We start from the raw sequence: 21,917 nt of genomic DNA, 5'->3' as shown, positions 1-21,917 counted from the left end.
GATGTGGTCCCTCAGCGCCTGGCGTCGCCGGCGCCTGCTGGCCAAGCACCCGATTGCCGATGACACTTGGCAACGGGTGCGCCACCACCTGACCTTCCTCGATGGCATCAGCGCCGAGCAGGACCAGTGGCTGCGTGAAGCCTGCGTGGTGTTCCTCAATGAAAAGCACCTCACCGCTTTGCCCGGCGTCGAACTGCACCAGGAACAACGCCTGCTGCTCGCCGCCCAGGCGCAGTTGCCGCTGATGAATCTGGGCGACCTTGATTGGTACCAGGGCTTCCACGAAATCGTGCTGTACCCCGACGACTTCCTCAGCCCCCAGCGCCACCGCGACAGCAGCGGCATCGAGCACGAATGGGACGGCGAACACAGCGGCGAAGCCTGGCAACAAGGTCCGGTGATTCTTGCGTGGCCCGGCGTGCTGGCAAGCGGACAGTGGGAAGGCTACAACCTGGTCATCCACGAACTGGCGCACAAGCTCGACATGCTCAACGGTGACGCCAACGGCCTGCCACCGCTGCACCACGACATGCGCGTGCAAGAGTGGGCCAGCGTGATGCAGAGCGCCTACGACGACCTCAATCGCCAACTGGACGCCAACCCGGATGCCGAGACGGAGATAGACCCCTACGCCGCCGAAAATCCGGCGGAATTCTTTGCGGTCACCAGCGAATATTTTTTCAGCGCCCCGGATTTGTTGGTCAATAGTTATCCACAGGTGTACGCCCAGCTCAGCCTCTTTTATCGCCAGGATCCTCTGGCCCGCCTGAACCAACTGCAGGCGCACGACCCGCGTTATCAGCCGCAAGGCGAATAACCGTACGACGTCTGGCGCATGGCATCGGCGGCGGAATGTGCCTATAATCGCCGCCACTTTTAGGCCAATCCGGCCAAGTTTCTTGGCCAATTAACGGGGGCAACGCCCAATGAGCTACAGCAAGATTCCGGCTGGCAAAGACCTGCCGAACGACATCTACGTCGCCATCGAGATTCCGGCCAACCACGCGCCGATCAAATACGAAATCGACAAAGACAGCGACTGCCTGTTCGTTGACCGTTTCATGGCCACCCCGATGTTCTACCCGGCCAACTACGGTTTTATCCCTAACACCCTGGCTGACGACGGCGACCCCCTCGACGTGCTGGTTGTAACCCCATACCCAGTTACCCCAGGTTCGGTTATCCGTGCCCGCCCAGTCGGCATCCTGAACATGACCGACGACGGCGGCGGCGATGCCAAAGTTATCGCGGTACCTCACGACAAGCTGTCCCAGCTGTACGTTGACGTGAAGGAATACACCGACCTGCCGCCACTGCTGCTGGAACAGATCAAGCACTTCTTCGAGAACTACAAAGACCTCGAAAAAGGCAAATGGGTGAAGATCGACGGTTGGGGTAACGCAGACGCCGCCCGTGCCGAGATCCTGAAGTCGGTGGCTGCCTACAAAGGCTGATACTTGCTACTCATTGCCTCGGCAATAAAAGAGAGCCCCGATTATTCGGGGCTTTTTATAGGGAAAATTAAACACCAAGTTCAACTAACAACACTAAATGTTTATTCATGCAAGAAAGTTGAAAAATCAGGCCACAACACAGCAAAAACCTACACCCGCAATTCAACGCATAGTTTATTTGATTTGTTTTTCCGGCCAGTAAACTCTGCGTTTATGAATACATCAGGTGATCGTTTAAAAGCACTACTTAGGGAAGTTCATCTTTCCGCCTCCGACTTCGCCAAGAACCGCGGCGTCACGCCTCAACACGTGAACAACTGGTTCAAACGCGGTGTACCCATGGGCCGACTCAATGAGATCGCAGAACTACTGTGTATCTCCAGTCGTTGGCTACGCACCGGCGAAGGTCCCAAACACCCACCGGCCAACTTCATGTTGGAAGGCCCTGATACCAGGAAAGGACTCCCTACCCGCGAAGAAAGCGGCAAATACCTCACAGGCCCGGCCTGTCACCCGGAAAAAATAGACGTGGAGATCCCCCTCCACTTCACGTTCACCTCAGCCGAGCGCATCCGCATCTCCCGGCACACATTCGAAACCCTTAACGTAAACCCCGACCGTGCATTGGGCGCCTACATGGTCGACAACAGCATGATCGACATCATTCAACAAGGCGCCACCCTCGCCATAGACCGAGGCCGCACCCAAATCATCGACGGCGAAATCTACGCCGTCGAACATGGCGGCATGCTGCGCATCAAATACCTGTACAACCGCCCTGGAGGTGGTTTGCGACTGCGCAGCCATAACGCCAGTGAACACCCGGACGAGTACCTGACACACGAAGAGCGCTTCGAACAAAGCGTCCAGATCGTGGGCTGGGTGTTCTGGTGGTCCACACTGAATAACCGCCGGCCGCCCGTCCCGCTGGATGAGCATCTATTGAGCTGGGAAGGCTCTAAATCGGATCCGGAGGTGGGCATTTGAGGTGAATGTGGGTATCATGCGCCGCACATTTGGCAGGGGGTGGCTTAACGCTATTCACCCTGCTCGGCGATGCGGAGGAGTTCCCGCTGATGCCCCTTTTATTCAGCCTGACGCAACGTGGGTTGAGCGATTTGAAGGCTGGTGAGGCTTGTCAAAAACAAGCTGAAGCAGTCCCCGAGAAGCCGGCCACAAGCCGGCTTTTTAATGCCTGAAAAACAAGCACTGACACCCCACTCCCCTCTGACGCACCTCGATTCACTCTCCTTTGACTATGCAACAAGCTGCTGCACAAACCGCAAACCCTCATTGTCCTTCCACAGTTGACAGTAAGACTCGTCCCGCCTGATTTATCCCTCTCCAATCCACCATTAACCTATGCCCATGTTGAACACAACGCCCAACCAACCTAAACAAAAAAAGGATTCAACCATGAGCACTCCAACCTACAACCGCCTCAACAAAGACGACGCCGTAGTCCTGCTGGTCGACCACCAAACCGGCCTGATCTCACTGGTCCAGGACTTCTCCCCCAACGAGTTCAAGAACAACGTGCTCGCCCTGGCCGACCTGGCCAAGTTCTTCGAACTGCCGACCATCCTCACCACCAGCTTCGAACAAGGCCCGAATGGCCCGCTGGTTCCTGAGCTGAAAGAGATGTTCCCAGACGCGCCGTACATCGCTCGACCTGGCCAGATCAACGCGTGGGACAACGAAGACTTCGTCAAGGCGATCAAGGCCACGGGCCGTAAGCAGATCATCATTGCGGGTGTGGTCACGGATGTGTGCGTGGCGTTCCCGACACTGTCGGCGTTGGCAGAAGGGTTTGATGTGTTCGTGGTGACCGATGCGTCGGGCACGTTCAACACCACGGTGCAGCAGGCGGCGTGGAGTCGCATGACTCAGGCCGGCGCACAGATGATGAACTGGTTCTCGGTGGCCTGTGAGCTACATCGCGACTGGCGCAACGATATTGAAGGGCTGGGCAACTTGCTGTCCCAGCGGATTCCGAACTATCGCAACTTGATGAATGGTTATTCGGCGCTTACCGCTCGTAAAGACTAATAGACCACCTCGCCCAATAAGCCTGCCCTGAAAAGCAGGCTCTTTGTTGTGACTTGACGCCCCCCATACAGCACCCCCAACCCTGAAAACCCCATTTTCAGAACCCAAATAGCCCATTTGCAGACGATGCATTCTGGATTGCAGGCGTTTGAAGCACAGTTAAAACCGCTCAGGGTGAGTGCGTCTTGAATACCTGACGTTCTTGCGACAACTTCTCATTACCACTAACATCGCACTCCCCTACTTCCCAGAGCGGCGCCCCCGCCATGTCCGACGACCCTGGCAACCGCAACCTCGGCCCGCTCTACCGCCGGCATCGTAGTGAACTCCTGGCCTACCTCACTCGCCGGGTCAATTGCCGCGAAACCGCTAACGATCTGCTGCAGGACGCGTTCATCCGCCTGATGAACAGCGAGGTCGCCAAGATCGGCAACGTTCGCGCCTTCCTGTACCGGATCGCCAACAACCTGAGCATCGACCACGCTCGGCGTAATCGCGTACGCGGTGTCAGCGATGAGCAGGAACTGCAGGCGCTGGCCGGTGACGCCGACCCACAGAACAGCGCGATTGCCGGCAACACCCTTGAGCATTTGCAGCGCTTGATTGATGGGCTACCCTCGCCTACCCGTGAGGTGTTTCTGCTGGCTCGGGTTGAGCAGTTGAGTTACAAGGAGATCGCCACTCGGCTGGGCCTGGATGCCCGTGCAGTGGAGCGGCATTTGAACAAGGCCATGGCCCATTGCGCCGCTGTCCTGCACGCCAACGAGTCCCGATGAACAATCAGCCAAACCCCTCGCCGTCCGAACGTGATCAGCAAGCGCTGGATTGGTGGACGCGTCTGCGTGCCGACAATGTCAGCGCCCAACAGCGCAACGCGTTTGAGTTGTGGCGCGCGGAACCGCTCAATGCCAATGCCTACCAGAACGTAGAGACACTCTGGACATTGCTCGAGCGCCCAGCCCACGCTGTGCGGCGCACTGAGCGGCGACGCCCACTGTCGCGACGGGCGACCTACGCAGCGGCGGCCTGCCTGGTGCTGGCCTTCGCGACGGTGATGCTGATGACGCCACCGATGAGCACCTGGGGCAGTGATTACGCCACCGCCACGGGGCGGCAGCAGGACATCACCTTGGCCGACGGATCGCGTCTGCATCTGGACAGCGACAGCGCCGTCGATATCACGCTCAACAGCAATGAACGCCGCGTAAACTTGCTGCGAGGTCGAGTGTTTCTGGACGTGAGCCACGATGGCCGGCCGTTTGTAGTACGTGCTGGCAACTCGCGGGTTCAGGTATTGGGCACCGCGTTTTCGGTCAGCCACGGTTCGAACCAGGATGAAGTCACGCTGTTGCGCGGCCAGGTCGAAGTGATGGCCGGCGGGCAGCATCAACCGCTGAAACCGGGTGAACAACTCAAGGTCATTGACGGCCAGATCCAGCCACCTATCGCTGTCGACGCCGACCGCCTGCTAGCGTGGCGCGACGGCCAACTGCGGGTGCGCAATGCGCCGCTGCGGGACGTCCTCGACGAGTTGATGCGCTACCAGGGCGGCCGGGTCATATGGCTCGACGACCAGGCCGCGCAACGCCCCATCAGCGCCAGCTTCAACCTCCAGCAAATCGACAGTGCCGTCGACGCGTTGATCAGTGCGCAGAAATTGCGCACTACCTCCCTCACCCGTCGAGTGCTGATCGTGCGCGGCTGACTGCCTCGAAAAATTATTTACGCCTCTCACGGTAATTTGGATGCCTGCTGCGTCTTACCCCGCACTTAGGAAGCATTATCATTTGTAACTCGGGGGAGGATGTATGCACTATTCACAAGTCACGGGGTTCAAATACTTACCGCTGGCGGTCACCTTGATGGCCGTCGGCTTGCCGCTGTCGTTTGCCCAGGCCGCAACGCCTGCGGCGAGCGAGGCAAGCGGTCAGCGTTTGAATTTCAATATCGCTGCACAATCGTTGACCGATGCGCTGGACCAGTTCGCCCAACAAAGCGGCTACCAGATTATCTATGACGCGACGCAAGCCGCCGGCCTGCGCTCCACGGCACTAAGTGGCGAACATACGCCACAGCAAGCTTTGAGCATCCTCACCAGCGGCACCAGCGCCCGTTACAGCCAGCCCAATGCCAGCAGTTTCGTGATCGATATCCCGGCTGCAACCGGCGATACCCTGCAACTGTCGGCCGTGAGTATTTCCGGCAAGGCGCCCGGATCCATCACCGAAGGCACCGGTTCCTACACCACGCAATCGTCCAGCAGTTCCAACCGGCTGAACATTGCGCTCAAGGAAACCCCGCAGTCCGTGACGGTGATCACCCAACAACGCATCGCCGACCAGAAGCTGTCGAACCTGACGGACACGATGGAGGCCACATCCGGTATCACGGTGGTACGCGAAGGCCAGGGCGCCGACTCCGACGCTTATTATTCGCGCGGTTTCGCTATCAGCAACTTTGAGGTCGACGGTGTACCTACCTCGTCGCGCATGGACAACTACACCCAGAACACCGCCATGTACGACCGGGTTGAAGTGGTGCGCGGCGCGACTGGCCTGATCAGCGGCATGGGCCAACCGTCCGCCACCATCAACCTGATCCGCAAGCGCCCTACCGCCACGCCTCAAGCCAGTATCAGCGGCGAAGCCGGCACCTGGGATCGCTACGGCACGTCGGTGGACGTCTCCGGCCCGCTGAACGATGCCGGCAACATCCGCGGGCGCATGGTGCTGGATTATAAAAACCAGCACTCCTGGGTCGACCGCTATAAACAGGACACCAACCTGGTCTACGGCATCAGTGAGTTTGATCTGAGCGAAAGCACCCTGTTGACCCTGGGCTTCAGCTACCAGACCGTGCACACCCACGCGCCGCCTCGCAGCGGTTTTCCACTGTTCGGCAGTGCCGGGGGGCGCACAGACTTCAAGCGCTCGTTCAACACCGCCACCGATTGGTCGTTCTACGACCACGACCAGACCAGCTACTTCGCATCCCTGGAGCATCAGTTCGATAACGGCTGGAGCGCCAAGCTCGATTTCACCCACACCGACAATCAATACGACTCGGCGATCAGCTACCTGTACGGCGACATCGACCCCGCCACCGGGCTCGGCGCTGCCGTGCTGCCCAATAAATTCAAGGGTAACCCTAAGCAGAACGCAATTGACGTCTATGTCACCGGCCCCTTTGAACTGCTGGGGCGCGAACATGAACTGATCGCAGGCGTGCAGCTGTCGCAGATCCGCAACACCAACGCGCCGGATTACGGCGGCTGGATGCGCGGCGGTTACGACGGCAGCATCGGGCCTGTCTACGACTGGGACGGCAACGCGCCCAAGCCCAATTTCGAGAAAAAAGGCGAAGAGGACTTCAAGGAAAACCAGTACTCGGCCTACCTCACCTCACGCTGGCACCTGAATGACGCCACCAGCCTGATCCTGGGCGGACGCCTGATCAATTGGAAGCAAACTGATGACGTGACCTACACCGCAGCAGGTTACGACGACATCCATTTGAATCGTGAAGAAAACGGCGTGTTCATCCCGTACGGCGGGATCGTTTACGACCTCAGCGACATCTGGTCGGTGTACGCCAGCTACACCAAGATCTTCAGCCCACAAAGCGACCAGACCGTGACCGGTTCCTACCTGGCGCCGCTTGAGGGCACCGGCTATGAACTCGGGGTCAAGGGCAGCTTCAATGACGACATGCTCAACGCGAGCCTGGCATTGTTCAAACTTGAGCAGGACAACCTGTCGCAACCTGACGGCAATAACCTGACACCCACCAGTTTCCAAGCGTACAAAGCGGTGCAAGGCACCACTACCCAGGGCGTGGAACTGGAGCTCAACGGCGAACTGGCCCAGGGTTGGAACGTCGCCGGGGGTTACACCTACAGCGTCAGCACCGACGCGGATGACCAGCGCATTGCCACGCAAATCCCTCGCCACAGCGTAAAGATGTTCACCACGTACCGCCTGTCCGGCCCGCTGGACAAACTGACGGTTGGCGGCGGATTCAACTGGCAGAGCAAAACCGGCTTCGATTTGAAGTACTACACCCAAGACAGCTACGCCGTGGCCAACCTGTTGGCGCGTTACCAGATCACCCCAAACCTCTCAGCGTCGGTGAACCTCAACAACGTGTTCGACAAGGAATACTTCACCACCACCAGCGCCGGGGTTTATGGGGCGCCGCGTAATGTGATGACGGGTTTCAAGTACGATTTTTAACAAAGTCTGAAAGAGTAGTGAGCCGAATAGCGTGAGCAATCGGCTCATTTTGTGAGCCGAATAATTCATTTATTCGGCTCACGCTCTTCTTAGACCACCCCCGCTCATTTGCCCAGAATCCCCATGTCTGCTAGTGTCCCGCCGGTTTACCGTCTACCGGAATAGCCGCCATGGCCCGCAAAAAAGTTGCACTCGATTTCGAACAATCCCTCGCCGACCTGCAAACCCTGGTCGAGCGTCTGGAGAACGGCGAGTTGTCGCTGGAAGACTCGTTGACAGCGTTTGAGCAAGGCATCGGCCTGACTCGCGACTGCCAGAGCGCGTTAGCGCAGGCGGAGCAGAAGGTGCAGGTGCTGCTGGAACGTGACGGGGAATTGGCCGAAGAACCTTTCGATGCGGAACAGCCGGAATGATCGACGCGTATCAGGCCAGTAGCCAAGCCCGGGTCAATGCGGCGTTGGAACCCTTGTTTGTTGCGCCAAGCCCCGAACTCAAGCGTCTTTACGAAGCCATGCGCTACAGCGTGATGAATGGCGGCAAGCGCGTGCGTCCATTGTTGGCGTATGCCGCGTGCGAAGCGCTGGGCGCACCGGCCGAGCAGGCCAATGGTGCGGCGTGCGCGGTGGAGTTGATCCACGCTTATTCCCTAGTGCATGACGATTTGCCGGCGATGGACGACGACGACTTGCGTCGCGGCCAGCCCACTACCCATAAAGCCTTCGACGAAGCCTGCGCGATCCTGGCCGGTGACGGCCTGCAAAGCCTGGCGTTCAGCGCATTGCTGGACCCGACATTGAGCTGCGTCAACGCCGAGGTTCGCTTGCGCATGGTTACCGCCCTGGCAGTGGCTGCGGGCCCTGCCGGCATGGTTGGCGGCCAGGCCATCGACTTGGGATCGGTCGGCCAAAAACTTGATCAAAAAGCCCTGGAATACATGCACCGCCACAAGACCGGCGCGCTGATCGAAGCCGCCGTACAGTTGGGCGCCCTGGCCAGTGGCCGCGCCGAAGCTGCACAGCTGGCCGCGCTGAACACCTACTCCCGCGCCATCGGCCTGGCCTTCCAGGTGCAGGACGACATTCTCGACGTGGAAAGTGATACCGCCACCCTGGGTAAACGCCAGGGTGCCGATATCGCACGGGACAAACCGACTTATCCTGCATTGCTCGGGCTGGACGCGGCCAAGGCGTACGCCCTGGAACTGCGCGATCAAGCCCTGGACGCCCTGCGACCTTTCGACGCGGCGGCCGAGCCGCTGCGGGACCTGGCGCGGTATATCGTCGAACGCCGGCACTGATAACGGCGGCCTTTACGGCCGCATATCAGCCAAGTTCGGCGCTCTGCGTGGGCAGTTTGCAATGCTTGAGGTAAACTGCCGCCTCTTCTATACCTATAACGATTCGCCTGATGCCCACGACGTTTCAAGAGATTCCCCGCAAGCGCCCGTCCACGCCCCTGCTCGACCGCGCTGTCACGCCGGTCGGCCTGCGCCGTCTGGGTGAAGCCGAGCTGGAAACCCTGGCCGATGAGTTGCGCCTGGAATTGCTCTACACGGTCGGCCAGACCGGTGGGCATTTCGGCGCCGGCCTGGGCGTCATCGAGCTGACTATCGCCCTGCATTACGTGTTCGACACCCCGGACGACCGGCTGGTGTGGGACGTGGGCCATCAGGCGTATCCGCACAAGATCCTCACGGGTCGTCGCGAGCAAATGGGCACGCTGCGCCAAAAGGACGGCATTGCCGCCTTCCCGCGCCGCTCCGAGAGCGAGTACGACACCTTTGGCGTCGGCCACTCCAGCACTTCCATCAGTGCAGCGCTGGGCATGGCGATTGCCGCCCGCCTGCAAGGCAGTGATCGCAAGGCGATTGCGGTGATCGGTGACGGCGCGCTGACCGCCGGCATGGCCTTCGAAGCGCTGAACCATGCGCCGGAAGTGAACGCCAACATGTTGGTGATCCTCAACGACAACGACATGTCGATCTCGCGCAACGTCGGTGGCCTGTCCAATTACCTGGCAAAAATCCTCTCTAGCCGTACCTACGCCAGCATGCGCGAAGGCAGCAAGAAGGTGCTCTCGCGTCTGCCTGGCGCGTGGGAAATTGCCCGTCGCACCGAAGAATATGCCAAGGGCATGCTGGTGCCCGGCACCCTGTTCGAAGAGCTGGGTTGGAACTACATCGGCCCTATCGACGGCCACGACCTGCCCACCCTGATCGCCACGCTGCGCAACATGCGTGACCTCAAGGGCCCGCAGTTCCTGCACATCGTCACCAAAAAGGGCAAAGGTTTCGCCCCGGCGGAAGTCGACCCGATTGGCTACCACGCCATCACCAAGCTGGAACCCGTGGACGCCCCCGCCGCTGCGCCGAAAAAAGCCAGCGGGCCGAAGTATTCAGGGGTGTTCGGCGAATGGCTGTGCGACATGGCCGCCGCCGACCCGCGTCTGGTGGGCATCACCCCGGCGATGAAGGAAGGCTCCGACCTGGTGGCGTTCAGTGAGCGTTTCCCACTGCGTTACTTCGACGTAGCGATTGCCGAGCAACACGCGGTGACCTTTGCAGCCGGCATGGCCTGTGAAGGTGCCAAGCCCGTGGTGGCGATTTACTCCACGTTCCTGCAGCGCGGTTATGACCAGTTGGTGCATGACGTGGCGGTGCAGAACCTCGACGTATTGTTCGCCATCGACCGTGCTGGCCTGGTGGGCGAGGACGGCCCAACCCACGCCGGCAGCTTCGATCTCTCCTACCTGCGCTGCATCCCCGGCATGCTGGTGATGACGCCGAGCGACGAGAACGAACTGCGCAAGATGCTCAGCACCGGCCACCTGTACAACGGCCCGGCCGCCGTGCGTTACCCGCGCGGTAATGGCCCGAATGCGCTGATCGAGAAGGACCTGTCGCCTATCGAAATCGGCAAGGGCATCGTGCGTCGCCAAGGCAGCAAGACGGCGTTCCTGGTGTTTGGCGTGCAATTGGCCGAAGCCTTGAAGGTCGCCGAGAAGATCGACGCCACCGTGGTCGACATGCGTTTCGTCAAACCACTGGATGAAGCACTCGTGCGCGAGATCGCCGGCAGCCACGGACTGCTGGTGACCATCGAAGAGAATGCCATCATGGGTGGCGCCGGTGCGGCGGTCAGTGAGTTCCTGGCGCGGGAGAACATCCTCAAGTCAGTGCTGCATCTGGGCTTGCCGGACGCGTATGTCGAACATGCGAAGCCGACGCAGATGCTGGCTGAGTGTGGGCTGGACGAAGCCGGGATCGAAGCATCGGTGCGCGAGCGCATGGCGCTGCTGGGCCTGTAGCCCGATATTCCGACAGAAACCGGAACTAAAATGTGGGAGCGGGCTTGCTCGCGAAGACGGTGTATCAGTCAGCTTCTCTGTAGCTGACACATCGTATTCGCGAGCAAGCTCGCTCCCACATTTTTGACCGCGTACACAATTCAAGCTGGCTCGGTGTCAGCGGTTCGGCGATATCACCTGACACAACCTCGCCACCGCCTCCACCATCTGCCCACTAGGCCGCTCCACGCCTTTATCCGGCACTAATCGCACTCGCGGCGCCATCATTGGCCAGGCTTTCCAAGCCTCCATCTGCGCTTGATCACCGACAAGAATTACCTCGGGATCACGCTGCAACACCGACTCAATACTCACCTGCGGCGCGGGTAACTTGAGGTCGTCAAACACATTGCGCCCGCCGCATACACTCAGCGCATCACTGATGATCTGCCCACCGCCCACGGTGTACAGCGGCTGGTTCCACACTTGATAGAACACCCGCAGCGGCTGCGCCCGCTGATAACGCTGGCGCAGTTCGGCCAGGCGCTGGCGCAACTGCGCGGCCAACAGCCGGCCGGCATCAGCGCGCTCCAATTGCTCGGCGATGGCCTGGACATGGGTAGTGAGCTGTTCAAGGCTATGGGGTTCGGCGACGTAAATGGGGATGTTCAAACGCTGCAACTGCTCGCGCTGGGCCGGGCCGACACTGCTGGGCCAGAGCAGGATCAGGTCGGGCTTGAGACTGAGCAGGCGCTCCATGTCCAGTTGGCCGTAGTGCCCAACTGACGGCACCTGTGCCAGTTCCGGCGGCCGCTCGCCACCATCAAGCACACCCACCAACAGGTCGGCAGCGCCCAGTTCAGCCACGATTTCGGAAAGAGACGGCGCGAGGCTGACCACGCGCTCAACCGCCCATGCCTGAGCACTCGATGCCATCAGCAGAACGGCCAGCCAGCGGCGCATCATCCCAGTTGACGGGGGATGCGGTAGAGGTAGAACAACACCAGGGTCGACAGCGCCAGCAAGCACAGCGGCACGGCTTCCAACCCTACGAACACCGCCAGCGCGCCAATCCAGGCAGGAATAGCAGCGATCAGCAACGCCGCACGTCGACGGGCCGCCAGGGTAATCCAGGCAGCCGGTTCTTCGGGGGTATCGAGGGCTTTGGAGGTGGCGATCAACGCGTGTTTGTAGCCGTTGAAGTGACGCAGGCTAAGAAACATCGAGGCCACGCCGGCGATAAAGAACGGCATGGCCAACACTGGCAGCAGGGATTCGGCTTGGCCGAATACCAGATTGATCACAAACAGGGGAAGCAACGCCAGGGCCAGGTACTGCCACCAGTTGAAGGACAGTCGCCGTTTCACCTGGCCTCGGGTCACGCGCGGTCGACCTCGCCCTGATGCTCATTGCCCATCATGTGGTCGAGCTTGCTGGCCTTGGTGGCCAGGTAGAGCTTGTTGTGCGGGTTGTGCCCGGTGTGCAGCGGCACGCGCTCGGCCACGGTGATACCCATGTCGGTCAAGGCTTTGACCTTGCGCGGGTTGTTGGTCATCAAACGCAGGGATTTGACGCCGAGGTGTTCAAGCATAGGCAGGCAGATCGCGTAGTCACGCTGATCAGCGGCGAAGCCCAGGCGCTCGTTGGCTTCGACGGTGTCCGCGCCGCCATCTTGCAGCTCGTAGGCGCGAATCTTGTTCATCAGGCCAATGCCGCGGCCTTCCTGACGCAGGTACAACAACACGCCACGGCCTTCACGGGCGATGGCGCGCATGGCGGCTTCCAGTTGCGAACCGCAGTCGCAACGCTGGCTGAACAGTGCATCACCGGTCAGGCACTCGGAGTGCACGCGACCCAGCACCGGTGCGCCATCGGTGATATCGCCCAGGCTGAGCACGACGTGCTCGCGGCCGGTGGCTTCTTCAAGAAAGCCGTTCATGGTGAACGTGGCAAAAGGGGTAGGCAGCTTGGAAGCGGCGACGAAAACGACGGGCACCGTGTGCTCCTGATTTCAGTTTTTACAAAGGCGGCCATTGTAACAGCACGTTCCTACAGACGCTTAAGCTGAATTATCGCTGATAAAGATCAATGTGTTCGATTGGCCTTCGTCCCGGTTCTATGCAGGTCAGAACGGATAGGGCTGATTCCAGTGTTCGAAAATCGGCTTCAACTCACCATTTTTCACCAGGACCGCCATGCGCTGGTCGAACACCTCCATTAAACCCCGCCCCCGTTCATTATCGGCAAACCCCACGTACAGCGGCAGTTCGGCGATATGGGTCAGCTTGAACGTCGAGGGATCATCCGCTTGCCCAAGGACTTCACGGGCTTCGGTCAAGGCATCGATATAAAAGTCGGCGCGGGCATGTCGAAGCATCGGCAGGATGCCATCACGGCGTTCGATCTGGTTGAAGCGGTGCACATTGGGCAGGTAGTCCTCGTACTTGTAGCCACGCACCCAAGCCAAACGATAATTGCCGAGCGTAGCTATCGTCGGCGCGGGCGTACTGGCCAGGCCAAGGGCGTAGATGTGATCGGAATCGAAGTTCCAATGAGGGTAAAGCACACCCTTGGCCTCATCGCGATAGGAACCAACCCAGCCATCGACCTCGCCGCGCTGGGCTAAGCCGACCGAGCGCGTGTAAGGCTCGGAGCGGGTTTGCAGTGTGATTCCGGCCGGTTCGAAGACCTTGCGCAGCACGTCCCAGGCCAGCCCGCGACCGTCGGGGTTGGTGTAATCATCCCAGGCCTCGCTGGCCAATAGGACCTTGCCGGGAACCACCGACACCTCATCGGCGTGCGCCAGGGATGTGAAGGCGCACAGCACTACCAAAAACCAGCCGCGCACATCCATGGGACAGCCTCCTACTCCGTGAAGATCGTATAGAGGGTAGCGCAGGTCGCCGGTTTACGGCGTTTCGCGAAAATGCTGATAGCCGAGAATGGCCGGCGTGATGTCTTGCCCATTGGCGTCGAGCAGCGTTACGCCCTGCCCCGCTTCGACCCGGCCAATCACATGGACCGGCCAACCAGCGGCCAGCAACGGCGCCAACTCGGCAGGCGGCAGAGTGAACGCCAGCACGTAGTCGTCGCCACCGCTTAGGGCCGCCACACGCGCCTGGTCATCCCCCACAAACGCCAGCAAGGCCTTGGACAATGGCAACTGCTGGCGCTCGATCAACAAGCTGACAGCCGAGGCCTTGGCGATATGCCCGCAATCGGCCAGGAGCCCGTCGGAGATATCCATCGCAGACGTCGCCTTGCCCCGCAACGCCAGCCCGAGGGCCAACTGCGGCTGCGGCGACCAGTAGTGCGCCAGCAGTGGCTCGGCGATGGCTGCATCGGCCGTGCGTTGGCCCAATACCAGCGGCAAGGCGCCAGCGGCATTGCCCAATTCGCCCCCCACGCACAGCAGGTCACCCGCTTGCGCACCGCTGCGCGTCAATGCCTGCCCAGCGGGCACACGACCGAACACGGTCATGGTCAGGCTAAGCGGGCCTCGCGTGGTGTCGCCGCCCACCAGGACGACGCCACAGCCTTGCGCCATGACATTCAAACCCAGGGCATAGCGTTGCAACCAATCGGCATCGACCGTCGGCGTGGTGAGAGCAAGGGTAAACGCGAGAGGATGGGCGCCCATGGCGGCCAGGTCGCTTACCGCAACGGCCAACGAGCGCTGGCCGAGCAGGAACGGGTCGCAGGGGTCGGAAAAATGCACCCCGGCCACCAAGGTATCGGTGGAAACCGCCAACTGCTCCCCAGCGGGGAGCGCCAGCAAGGCGCAGTCGTCGCCGATCCCCAGGGCAATACCTTCGCCGCCCTGCGCACAAGGCGCGGCGGCGAAGTATTTGCGGATCAGTTCGAACTCGCCCATCAAAGGTTCAAGCGCAGATTAGCGCTTGTACGCCTTCACTTCGGCTTCACGCAGGCGCGGGGCCAGCTTGTCGAGCACGCCGTTGACGAACTTGTGACCGTCGGTCGAACCGTAGACTTTCGCCAGTTCGATGCCTTCGTTGATCACTACGCGGTACGGCACGTCGACGCGATAGAGCAGTTCCCAGGCCGACAGGCGCATGACGCACAGCTCAACCGGGTCCAGTTCTTCGATGGTCAGGTCCAGGCAAGGTGCCAGGGCTGTATCGATCTCGGTCAGGTGAGCATGCACGCCGTGCAGGATGTCGTGGAAATACGGCAGGTCAGCAAAGGTGAAATCGTTGTCGACGCGAAACTGCGCTTCGATTTCGTTCAACGACGCACCCGCCAGGTGACGCTGGTACAGCGCCTGGGTCGCCAACTGACGAGCAGCGCGACGCTTCTCGTTCTTCGATGGCTTGCCAGCATCGGCTGGACGTGGCTCACGCGGGTTGAAGTTGTCGCTCTCGTCGGAAATCACTTGGCCTCCAACTGCGACAGCAGGCTGACCATTTCCAGGGCGGACAGGGCAGCTTCAGCACCTTTGTTACCGGCCTTGGTGCCGGAACGCTCGATGGCTTGCTCGATGGAATCAACGGTCAGTACGCCGAAAGCGACTGGCACGCCGAACTCCATGGACACCTGGGCCAGGCCCTTGGTGCATTCGCCGGCCACGTATTCGAAGTGCGGAGTACCGCCACGAATGACCGCGCCCAGGGCGATGATCGCCGCGTATTCACCCTGTTGAGCAACTTTTTGCGCAACCAGTGGAATTTCGAAGGCGCCAGGGGCACGGATAATGGTGATGTCGCTTTCGCTCACACCGTGGCGAACCAGGGCGTCCACGGCACCGCTTACCAGGCTTTCAACGACGAAGCTGTTGAAGCGGCCAACCACCAGGGCGTAGCGGCCTTTGGGGGCGATGAAGGTACCTTCGATGGTCTTCAGGGTCATTCGACAAATCTCTTAAAGAGCCGGGACGCGAAAAGTGCGTCCCTTAGTGATGATTTAACCGCGAACAAGGGGCAAGAATCGCCGGCCTTTATTCGGAGGGCACGTATTCTACAACTTCCAGATCGAAACCGGATATCGCATTAAATTTCATCGGTGCACTCATCAGGCGCATTTTGCGCACACCGAGGTCACGCAGGATCTGCGAACCGGCACCGACGATGCTGTAGGTGGTCGGTTTTTTCACCGGCGCGTGGTCGGCGGTTTCGCGGATATGCGCCAGCAACACGTCGCCATCCAGCGGATGGCCGAGCAACAGCACCACACCGCTGCCCGCCTCGGAAACCGCAGCCATGGCGGCTCGCAGGCTCCAACGGCCCGGTTGCTTGACCATCAGCAGGTCGCGCAGCGGGTCCATGTTGTGCACACGTACCAGGGTCGGTTCATCAGCACAAATGGTGCCCAGGGTCAGGGCCATGTGCACGTCGCCTTCCACTGAATCACGGTAGGTCACCAAATTGAATTGGCCCAGTTCGCTGTCCAGTGGCTGCTCGGCAATCCGCTGAACGGTACGTTCGTGGATCATACGGTAGTGAATCAGGTCGGCAATGGTGCCGATCTTGATGTTGTGTTCGGCCGCAAAGGTTTCCAGCTCAGGGCGACGGGCCATGGTGCCGTCGTCGTTCATCACTTCGCAGATCACGCCGCTCGGCTCGAAACCGGCCATGCGCGCCAGGTCGCAGGCAGCTTCGGTGTGGCCAGCACGGGCCAGGGTGCCGCCCGGTTGGGCCATCAGCGGGAAGATGTGGCCTGGGCTCACAATATCTTCGGCCTTGGCGTCCTTGGCGGCAGCCGCTTGCACGGTGCGCGCGCGATCAGCGGCAGAAATACCGGTGGTGACGCCGGTGGTTGCTTCGATAGAAACCGTGAACTTGGTGCCGAAACCCGAGCCATTGCGCGGCGCCATCAACGGCAGCTTGAGCAGCTCGCAACGCTCGCGGCTCATGGGCATGCAGATCAGCCCACGGGCGTGCTTGGCCATGAAGTTGATGTGCTCAGGCTGGCAGGCCTCGGCGGCCATGATGATGTCGCCTTCGTTCTCGCGGTCTTCGTCATCCATCAGGATGACCATCTTGCCTTGGCGGATGTCTTCAACCAGTTCTTCGATGCTATTGAGCGCCACGCGGCACCCCCTTGGTCAGGATTTCAGGTAGCCGTTAGCGGCCAGAAAACTTTCAGTGATGTTCCCAGATGTTGGCTCTGCGGCCTTATCGCCCAACAGCAGGCGCTCCAGGTAACGGGCAAGCAAGTCGACTTCCAGGTTCACCCGGCGACCTGGCTGGTACGAGGCCATGATGGTTTCGCTGAGGGTGTGGGGAATGATGGTCAGTTCAAATTCGGCGCCATTTACGGCGTTCACGGTGAGGCTGGTGCCATCGACGGTGATCGAGCCTTTGTGGGCGATGTACTTGGCCAGCTCTTTGGGGGCGCGAATGCGGAACTCCACGGCACGTGCGTTTTCGCTGCGGGAAACGACTTCGCCGACGCCATCGACGTGACCGCTGACCAGGTGTCCGCCCAAACGGGTGGTGGGGGTCAGGGCTTTTTCCAGGTTCACCGGGCTGCCGGCCGCAAGATCGTTCATCGCGGTGCAGTCCAGGGTTTCCCGGCTGACGTCGGCGGCAAAGCCGTTGCCCGGCAACTCGATGACGGTCAGGCAAACGCCGTTGATAGCGATGCTGTCGCCCAACTTGACGTCGCCGAGGTCGAGCTTGCCGGTTTCAACCGACAGGCGAACGTCGCCGCCTTTTGGGGTCATTGCACGAATGCTGCCGATGGATTCGATGATGCCGGTGAACATGGCCTTCTCCTGGAAAACGGTACGGGGCTCTTGAGCGCCCGGTCAGAATTATACGCTCGCTGGTGATACCGGGACGGCAGTGACTCGCCAGTCGTCGCCCACAGCGCGCATTTCGGTGATCTTGAGTTGGGGGGCGTCCGCCAGTTTCTCAAGCGGCCAATCGAGCAAAGGCCGCGCGGCGGAGCCGAGGAACTTGCCGGCAATGAAAATCACGTACTCGTCCACCAGGCCTTGCTGGGCAAAGGCACCGGCGAGACTCGGGCCGGCTTCCACCAACACCTCGTTGACGCCACGGGCCGCCAGGGCAACCAAGGCCGAGCGCAGATCCACTTGACCTTCAACGCCCGGCACCACCAGGCATTCGGGGCCACGGGGAAACTGGTTTTCCGGGGTGACGCAGGTGATCACCAATGCAGGACCCGCCTTGAAGAACGGCGCGTTAAGCGGCACCCGCAGGCGACCGTCGATCAGCACCCGCAACGGCGGACGCGACATGGCCAGGGCCGTGGTTTCGGCGTCCAGGCCCAGCTCAGCGGCGCGCACGGTAAGACGCGCACCATCGGCTAGCACCGTGTCGGCGCCGGTCAGCACCACGCTGGCCTCGGCACGCAGGCGCTGCACGGCGGCACGAGCGGCGGGGCCGGTGATCCATTGGCTTTCGCCGCTGGCCATCGCGGTGCGACCGTCCAGGCTCATCGCCAACTTGACCCGCACAAACGGCAGGCCGTGTTCCATGCGTTTGAGGAAGCCGGGGTTCAGTGCCCGCGCCTCACTTTCCAGCACTCCGCTGCGAATCTCGATTCCGGCCTGGGCCAAACGTTGCATGCCGCGCCCCGCTACTTCCGGGTTCGGGTCCTGCATGCCTGCCACAACCCGCGCCACACCGGCACTCACCAGTGCATCGGCGCAGGGAGGCGTACGGCCATGGTGGCTGCACGGTTCGAGGGTCACGTACACCGTGGCGCCACGGGCCTTGTCGCCTGCGGCGCGCAGGGCATTCGGCTCGGCATGGGGTTCGCCGGTGCGCTCATGCCAGCCTTCGCCGACAATCTGCCCATCACGCACGATCACGCAGCCGACCCGTGGGTTGGGGTGGGTGGTGTACAGGCCTTTGCGCGCCAGTTCGAGGGCACGCGCCATGTAATGGGCGTCGAGGACAGCTTGTTCGGCGGACGGTGGGTTCATTGTTTGGCAGGCTCTCGGGCCAGGCGGTCGATTTCTTCGCGGAACTCATTGAGGTCCTGGAAACGTCGATACACCGAGGCGAAACGGATATAGGCGACTTCGTCGAGCTTTTGCAGCTCGCCCATCACCAACTCTCCAACCACCAGGCTCTTGACCTCGCGCTCACCGGTCGCCCGCAGCTTGTGCTTGATATGCACCAGCGCCGCTTCCAGGCGCTCGACGCTCACCGGGCGCTTTTCCAGGGCACGCTGCATACCGGCGCGCAGTTTTTCTTCGTCGAAGGGTTGGCGGCTGCCGTCGGACTTGATCAGCCGTGGCAATACCAGTTCGGCGGTTTCGAAGGTGGTGAAACGTTCACCGCAGGCCAGGCATTCGCGCCGGCGACGCACTTGATCGCCCTCGGCGACCAGACGCGAGTCAATGACCTTGGTGTCGTTGGCACCGCAGAAGGGACAGTGCATGGTGGCAGGCAACAAAAAAAGGGAGGGCCATGGTAGCGCATCCCCGTCGCAAGACAAGCCATAGCCTTTACGGTATATAGGCAGGCTTATATGTTTCTTTATTTCAAGTCACGGATTTTGCCCTTTCTGGAGCCGTACATGCAGTTACGACCACTTGTTTTGCTCGCCCTGTTCAGTGTTCTGGTCGCCTGCAGCAGCGAAGCCCCCAAACCCGCCACCCCGCAACCAACGCCCGCCCAGGAGAAAAAAATCCCTGGGATCGAAGACCTCGGCCCGTTGCCGGCGTATCAACGTGAAATCAGCGGTACCCTCAACGGCGTACCCGCCGCCGCCGAAGTCGAGCTGGCGCTGCTGGTCATCGACGACCGTTCGCGCCCGCAACAACTGCTCGCCAGCAGCGTACTGACCGGTAACGGCCAACCCCTGGCCTTCCGCCTGCGCTTCAACCCCGAGGCCTTCCCGGCCGGTGCGCGGGTCGAGTTGCGCGGCCGCGCCAGCCAGTCCGGCCAGTTGATCCTGCACCTGCCCGCCGTGCGTATCACTCAGGCGATCACCCAATCGACCGGCCCCCTGCAACTCGTTCCCGCACCATGACGCCACCGCTGGACCTGCAGGCAGCGCTGAGCGAACTGATCGGCGACGCCCACCTGGTGCCCTGCCCGCTGCCGGGCACCGCGTTGTCGTTGTGGCTGCTGGATGCGGACAACATGGACCGCGCCTTCAGCCCCGAAGAAACCCGGCGCATCCTGCACGAACCACCGTATTGGAGCTTTTGCTGGGCCAGCGGCCTGGCGCTGGCGCGCTACCTGGCGGCCAACCCCGAGTGGGTCGCCGGCAAGCGCGTGCTGGATTTTGGCGCAGGTTCGGGCGTGGCCGGTATCGCCGCCGTGAAGGCTGGCGCGCTGGAAGTGGTGGCCTGCGATCTTGACCCACTGGCATTGGCATCGTGCCGGGCCAATGCCGAGCTTAACGGCGTAGAGCTGGGCTATTCAGCGGACTTTTTCGCCGAAGCCGACCGCTTCGACCTGATCCTGGTGGCGGACGTACTCTACGACCGCGCCAACCTGCCGTTGCTGGATCAATTCCTTACCCGTGGCCGTGAAGCCTTGGTAGCGGACTCGCGCGTGCGGGACTTTCAGCATGCGGATTACCAACGGTTGGAGATCCTCGATGCGCTGACCTTGCCAGACCTGGCCGAGCCTTGGGAGTTTCGCAAGGTGAGCCTGTACCATTCGCGGCGCTGAGCGGTACGTTACAAATTTCTGGCAATACCATAGCTGGGACAGGCAACGAAAGGCGGTGGAAAATGCCCTCCTTCCGCACGCGGCTTGGACAATTGACCAGCATGCATTTCCAAATAGTTTCGCCGATAGCTGGCCACCTAAAGGCCTTGCAAAAAGACGGACAGCTGCCTACCCTCTGCGGCAATACACCCGCCATGCCTCTGGTTGCGTCAGTAACCAAGCACAAATTGTGCGGGTTTTTTATGCCCGGTACTTTTGCGGCATGAGGACATTCACCAAGCCCGCCATTGACGTTCCCGCTCAATTGGAACTGCTCAAGCGTCGCGGGCTGCGCATTCAAAATGAAGCGCGGGCCGCGTCCTTTTTACAATCAGTTAGCTTCTTCCGCTTGAGCCCCTACATGCGCCCCTTCCAACTTCCGGAAGATATCGATCATCGGTTCCGGGAAGGTAGCCAGTTTCGTCAATTAACCCACCTCTACGACTTTGATCGCCGTCTTCGTCTACTGACCATGGATGCAATCGAAAGAGTCGAAATTGCATCGCGCGCGGGTATCAGCAACCACATGGGGCCTACCCAAGGCTGCCATTGGTACATAAACCCACAGATGTTCCATCCGACGTTCAATCATCAGCGACTGCTGACAACATTGCTGGCCAAACAGTCCAACGCAACGCGTGACTACCAGCGCAAATGCGAGCGCATCGACAGGCTGCACACCGATGACGAAAGAAAAGATTATCTTAAACGCCACAGAGCGAAAGAAAACTATGCCCGCCATTACCCAACGGAGTATTCCCACCCTCCTCTGATGCCTGGCTGGGCCATGTTGGAGGAATTGACGCTAGGCGACTTGTCCCATCTGTATAAAGGACTCGCCAGAGACTCAGATAAAAAAGCAATTGCCAAGCGCCTCGGGCTTGCCGCGCCCTTAATGCAGTCGTGGCTGCACACCCTGACCACTATCCGAAACATGTGCGCTCACCACTCTCGGATGTGGAACCGAGAGCTGGGCATTCGCCCCGAACTACCTAAAAAAGCTAACTTCCCATGGCCGGTACATCTCTCCGCGCCTGGGCCACATACTCGAATTTTTGCAGTGCTGTGCATTCTCAATCACTTGATGCATCAAGTAAGTCCACACACTTGCTGGGGTCAACGCCTATATCAACTGCTCCATGAGTTTCCCGAAGTCAGCCTGAAGGCGATGGGCTTTCCTCTGGACTGGTATCAAGATCCGTTTTGGCACAGGCCTCGCGCGTAAACGCCAAGCCGCTTCCGAT

General features: G+C 60.5%; 24 protein-coding genes. 13 read left to right on the top strand and 11 right to left on the bottom strand.

The features are described 5' to 3' along the window. Window position 1: 1 nt before the first annotated feature. The 10 genes from HF257_RS22040 to dxs all read left to right on the top strand — a co-directional run bounded on the left by HF257_RS22040 (window position 2) and on the right by dxs (window position 11,041). Window positions 2-817 (top strand): M90 family metallopeptidase, encoded by an 816-nt coding sequence (locus HF257_RS22040; protein WP_185708630.1) that lies wholly within the window; start codon window positions 2-4, stop codon window positions 815-817. 109 nt (window positions 818-926) lie between these two features. After that, complete coding sequence (gene ppa, locus HF257_RS22035; RefSeq protein WP_003219382.1) at window positions 927-1,454, top strand: inorganic diphosphatase; 528 nt, start codon at window positions 927-929, stop codon at window positions 1,452-1,454. A gap of 213 nt (window positions 1,455-1,667) precedes the next feature. Continuing rightward, window positions 1,668-2,441 carry a LexA family transcriptional regulator gene (locus HF257_RS22030; RefSeq protein WP_185708688.1) on the top strand — a complete coding sequence of 258 codons (774 nt, stop codon included), beginning with the start codon at window positions 1,668-1,670 and terminating at the stop codon, window positions 2,439-2,441. Window positions 2,442-2,870: 429 nt separating this feature from the next. Beyond that, entirely contained in the window at window positions 2,871-3,503 is a 633-nt protein-coding gene (ycaC, locus tag HF257_RS22025) for an isochorismate family cysteine hydrolase YcaC (RefSeq protein ID WP_122486070.1), read from the top strand. Window positions 3,504-3,769: 266 nt separating this feature from the next. Further along, window positions 3,770-4,279 carry an RNA polymerase sigma factor gene (locus HF257_RS22020; protein ID WP_185708631.1) on the top strand — a complete coding sequence of 170 codons (510 nt, stop codon included), beginning with the start codon at window positions 3,770-3,772 and terminating at the stop codon, window positions 4,277-4,279. Further along, window positions 4,276-5,208, top strand: a complete 933-nt coding sequence (locus tag HF257_RS22015) for a FecR family protein (protein ID WP_185708632.1) — start codon at window positions 4,276-4,278, stop codon at window positions 5,206-5,208. The genes HF257_RS22020 and HF257_RS22015 overlap by 4 nt, the downstream gene beginning before the upstream one ends. A 103-nt stretch (window positions 5,209-5,311) precedes the next feature. Continuing rightward, complete coding sequence (locus tag HF257_RS22010) at window positions 5,312-7,735, top strand: TonB-dependent siderophore receptor (RefSeq protein WP_185708633.1); 2,424 nt, start codon at window positions 5,312-5,314, stop codon at window positions 7,733-7,735. Window positions 7,736-7,905: 170 nt separating this feature from the next. Next, on the top strand, window positions 7,906-8,148 hold the full coding sequence (locus HF257_RS22005; RefSeq protein WP_003176346.1) for an exodeoxyribonuclease VII small subunit: 243 nt from the start codon (window positions 7,906-7,908) through the stop codon (window positions 8,146-8,148). Further along, window positions 8,145-9,032 carry a (2E,6E)-farnesyl diphosphate synthase gene (ispA, locus tag HF257_RS22000; protein WP_185708634.1) on the top strand — a complete coding sequence of 296 codons (888 nt, stop codon included), beginning with the start codon at window positions 8,145-8,147 and terminating at the stop codon, window positions 9,030-9,032. Before HF257_RS22005 ends, ispA begins: the two co-directional genes overlap by 4 nt. A 110-nt stretch (window positions 9,033-9,142) precedes the next feature. After that, on the top strand, window positions 9,143-11,041 hold the full coding sequence (dxs, locus tag HF257_RS21995) for a 1-deoxy-D-xylulose-5-phosphate synthase (protein WP_185708635.1): 1,899 nt from the start codon (window positions 9,143-9,145) through the stop codon (window positions 11,039-11,041). Window positions 11,042-11,197: 156 nt separating this feature from the next. On the opposite strand, the gene HF257_RS21990 is transcribed toward dxs, so the two are convergent. The 11 genes from HF257_RS21990 to nrdR all read right to left on the bottom strand — a co-directional run bounded on the left by HF257_RS21990 (window position 11,198) and on the right by nrdR (window position 19,390). Then, a complete protein-coding gene (locus HF257_RS21990) occupies window positions 11,198-11,986 on the bottom strand; it encodes a cobalamin-binding protein (protein WP_185708636.1) in 789 nt (262 codons plus the stop codon). Next, window positions 11,983-12,402, bottom strand: coding sequence for an MFS transporter (locus HF257_RS21985; RefSeq protein WP_185708637.1), 420 nt, complete (start codon window positions 12,400-12,402; stop codon window positions 11,983-11,985). Before HF257_RS21985 ends, HF257_RS21990 begins: the two co-directional genes overlap by 4 nt. Further along, window positions 12,399-13,016: a GTP cyclohydrolase II gene (gene ribA / locus HF257_RS21980; protein WP_185708638.1), complete on the bottom strand. Its 618-nt coding sequence runs from the start codon at window positions 13,014-13,016 to the stop codon at window positions 12,399-12,401. Before ribA ends, HF257_RS21985 begins: the two co-directional genes overlap by 4 nt. A gap of 129 nt (window positions 13,017-13,145) precedes the next feature. After that, complete coding sequence (locus tag HF257_RS21975; protein WP_185708639.1) at window positions 13,146-13,874, bottom strand: substrate-binding periplasmic protein; 729 nt, start codon at window positions 13,872-13,874, stop codon at window positions 13,146-13,148. 54 nt (window positions 13,875-13,928) lie between these two features. Next, window positions 13,929-14,894, bottom strand: coding sequence for a thiamine-phosphate kinase (gene thiL, locus HF257_RS21970; RefSeq protein WP_185708640.1), 966 nt, complete (start codon window positions 14,892-14,894; stop codon window positions 13,929-13,931). Between the two features lie 18 nt (window positions 14,895-14,912). Further along, window positions 14,913-15,413: a transcription antitermination factor NusB gene (gene nusB / locus HF257_RS21965; RefSeq protein WP_010206836.1), complete on the bottom strand. Its 501-nt coding sequence runs from the start codon at window positions 15,411-15,413 to the stop codon at window positions 14,913-14,915. Then, window positions 15,410-15,886: a 6,7-dimethyl-8-ribityllumazine synthase gene (ribH, locus tag HF257_RS21960; protein ID WP_003176356.1), complete on the bottom strand. Its 477-nt coding sequence runs from the start codon at window positions 15,884-15,886 to the stop codon at window positions 15,410-15,412. The genes nusB and ribH overlap by 4 nt, the downstream gene beginning before the upstream one ends. An 88-nt stretch (window positions 15,887-15,974) precedes the next feature. Then, window positions 15,975-17,066, bottom strand: coding sequence for a bifunctional 3,4-dihydroxy-2-butanone-4-phosphate synthase/GTP cyclohydrolase II (gene ribBA / locus HF257_RS21955; RefSeq protein WP_185708641.1), 1,092 nt, complete (start codon window positions 17,064-17,066; stop codon window positions 15,975-15,977). Window positions 17,067-17,081: 15 nt separating this feature from the next. Continuing rightward, window positions 17,082-17,744 (bottom strand): riboflavin synthase, encoded by a 663-nt coding sequence (locus HF257_RS21950; RefSeq protein ID WP_185708642.1) that lies wholly within the window; start codon window positions 17,742-17,744, stop codon window positions 17,082-17,084. Window positions 17,745-17,792: 48 nt separating this feature from the next. Then, entirely contained in the window at window positions 17,793-18,929 is a 1,137-nt protein-coding gene (gene ribD / locus HF257_RS21945) for a bifunctional diaminohydroxyphosphoribosylaminopyrimidine deaminase/5-amino-6-(5-phosphoribosylamino)uracil reductase RibD (RefSeq protein ID WP_185708643.1), read from the bottom strand. Then, window positions 18,926-19,390: a transcriptional regulator NrdR gene (gene nrdR, locus HF257_RS21940; RefSeq protein WP_185708644.1), complete on the bottom strand. Its 465-nt coding sequence runs from the start codon at window positions 19,388-19,390 to the stop codon at window positions 18,926-18,928. Before nrdR ends, ribD begins: the two co-directional genes overlap by 4 nt. A gap of 138 nt (window positions 19,391-19,528) precedes the next feature. On the opposite strand from nrdR, the gene HF257_RS21935 reads away from it, so the two are divergent. Genes HF257_RS21935 through HF257_RS21925 form a run of 3 tightly spaced genes read left to right on the top strand, consistent with a single transcriptional unit; the run spans window position 19,529 to window position 21,898 of the window. Next, the gene (locus tag HF257_RS21935; protein ID WP_185708645.1) at window positions 19,529-19,984 is read left to right on the top strand and encodes a YbaY family lipoprotein; all 456 of its coding nucleotides are present in this window, start codon (window positions 19,529-19,531) and stop codon (window positions 19,982-19,984) included. After that, a complete protein-coding gene (locus HF257_RS21930) occupies window positions 19,981-20,634 on the top strand; it encodes a class I SAM-dependent methyltransferase (RefSeq protein ID WP_185708646.1) in 654 nt (217 codons plus the stop codon). Before HF257_RS21935 ends, HF257_RS21930 begins: the two co-directional genes overlap by 4 nt. A 55-nt stretch (window positions 20,635-20,689) precedes the next feature. Continuing rightward, complete coding sequence (locus HF257_RS21925) at window positions 20,690-21,898, top strand: Abi family protein (protein WP_332872226.1); 1,209 nt, start codon at window positions 20,690-20,692, stop codon at window positions 21,896-21,898. Window positions 21,899-21,917 lie beyond the last annotated feature (19 nt).

Source organism: Pseudomonas cremoris (genome assembly GCF_014230465.1).
Note: the sequence above shows the minus strand (reverse complement) of the source record. Positions and strands in the feature narration are given on the sequence as shown.

Coding starts and splice junctions, on each gene's coding strand:
- HF257_RS22040 (WP_185708630.1), top strand. CDS start 2: ATGTGGTCCCTCAGCGCCTGGCGTCGCCGGCGCCTGCTGGCCAAGCAC.
- ppa (WP_003219382.1), top strand. CDS start 927: ATGAGCTACAGCAAGATTCCGGCTGGCAAAGACCTGCCGAACGACATC.
- HF257_RS22030 (WP_185708688.1), top strand. CDS start 1,668: ATGAATACATCAGGTGATCGTTTAAAAGCACTACTTAGGGAAGTTCAT.
- ycaC (WP_122486070.1), top strand. CDS start 2,871: ATGAGCACTCCAACCTACAACCGCCTCAACAAAGACGACGCCGTAGTC.
- HF257_RS22020 (WP_185708631.1), top strand. CDS start 3,770: ATGTCCGACGACCCTGGCAACCGCAACCTCGGCCCGCTCTACCGCCGG.
- HF257_RS22015 (WP_185708632.1), top strand. CDS start 4,276: ATGAACAATCAGCCAAACCCCTCGCCGTCCGAACGTGATCAGCAAGCG.
- HF257_RS22010 (WP_185708633.1), top strand. CDS start 5,312: ATGCACTATTCACAAGTCACGGGGTTCAAATACTTACCGCTGGCGGTC.
- HF257_RS22005 (WP_003176346.1), top strand. CDS start 7,906: ATGGCCCGCAAAAAAGTTGCACTCGATTTCGAACAATCCCTCGCCGAC.
- ispA (WP_185708634.1), top strand. CDS start 8,145: ATGATCGACGCGTATCAGGCCAGTAGCCAAGCCCGGGTCAATGCGGCG.
- dxs (WP_185708635.1), top strand. CDS start 9,143: ATGCCCACGACGTTTCAAGAGATTCCCCGCAAGCGCCCGTCCACGCCC.
- HF257_RS21990 (WP_185708636.1), bottom strand. CDS start 11,986: ATGATGCGCCGCTGGCTGGCCGTTCTGCTGATGGCATCGAGTGCTCAG.
- HF257_RS21975 (WP_185708639.1), bottom strand. CDS start 13,874: ATGGATGTGCGCGGCTGGTTTTTGGTAGTGCTGTGCGCCTTCACATCC.
- thiL (WP_185708640.1), bottom strand. CDS start 14,894: ATGGGCGAGTTCGAACTGATCCGCAAATACTTCGCCGCCGCGCCTTGT.
- ribH (WP_003176356.1), bottom strand. CDS start 15,886: ATGACCCTGAAGACCATCGAAGGTACCTTCATCGCCCCCAAAGGCCGC.
- HF257_RS21950 (WP_185708642.1), bottom strand. CDS start 17,744: ATGTTCACCGGCATCATCGAATCCATCGGCAGCATTCGTGCAATGACC.
- ribD (WP_185708643.1), bottom strand. CDS start 18,929: ATGAACCCACCGTCCGCCGAACAAGCTGTCCTCGACGCCCATTACATG.
- nrdR (WP_185708644.1), bottom strand. CDS start 19,390: ATGCACTGTCCCTTCTGCGGTGCCAACGACACCAAGGTCATTGACTCG.
- HF257_RS21935 (WP_185708645.1), top strand. CDS start 19,529: ATGCAGTTACGACCACTTGTTTTGCTCGCCCTGTTCAGTGTTCTGGTC.
- HF257_RS21930 (WP_185708646.1), top strand. CDS start 19,981: ATGACGCCACCGCTGGACCTGCAGGCAGCGCTGAGCGAACTGATCGGC.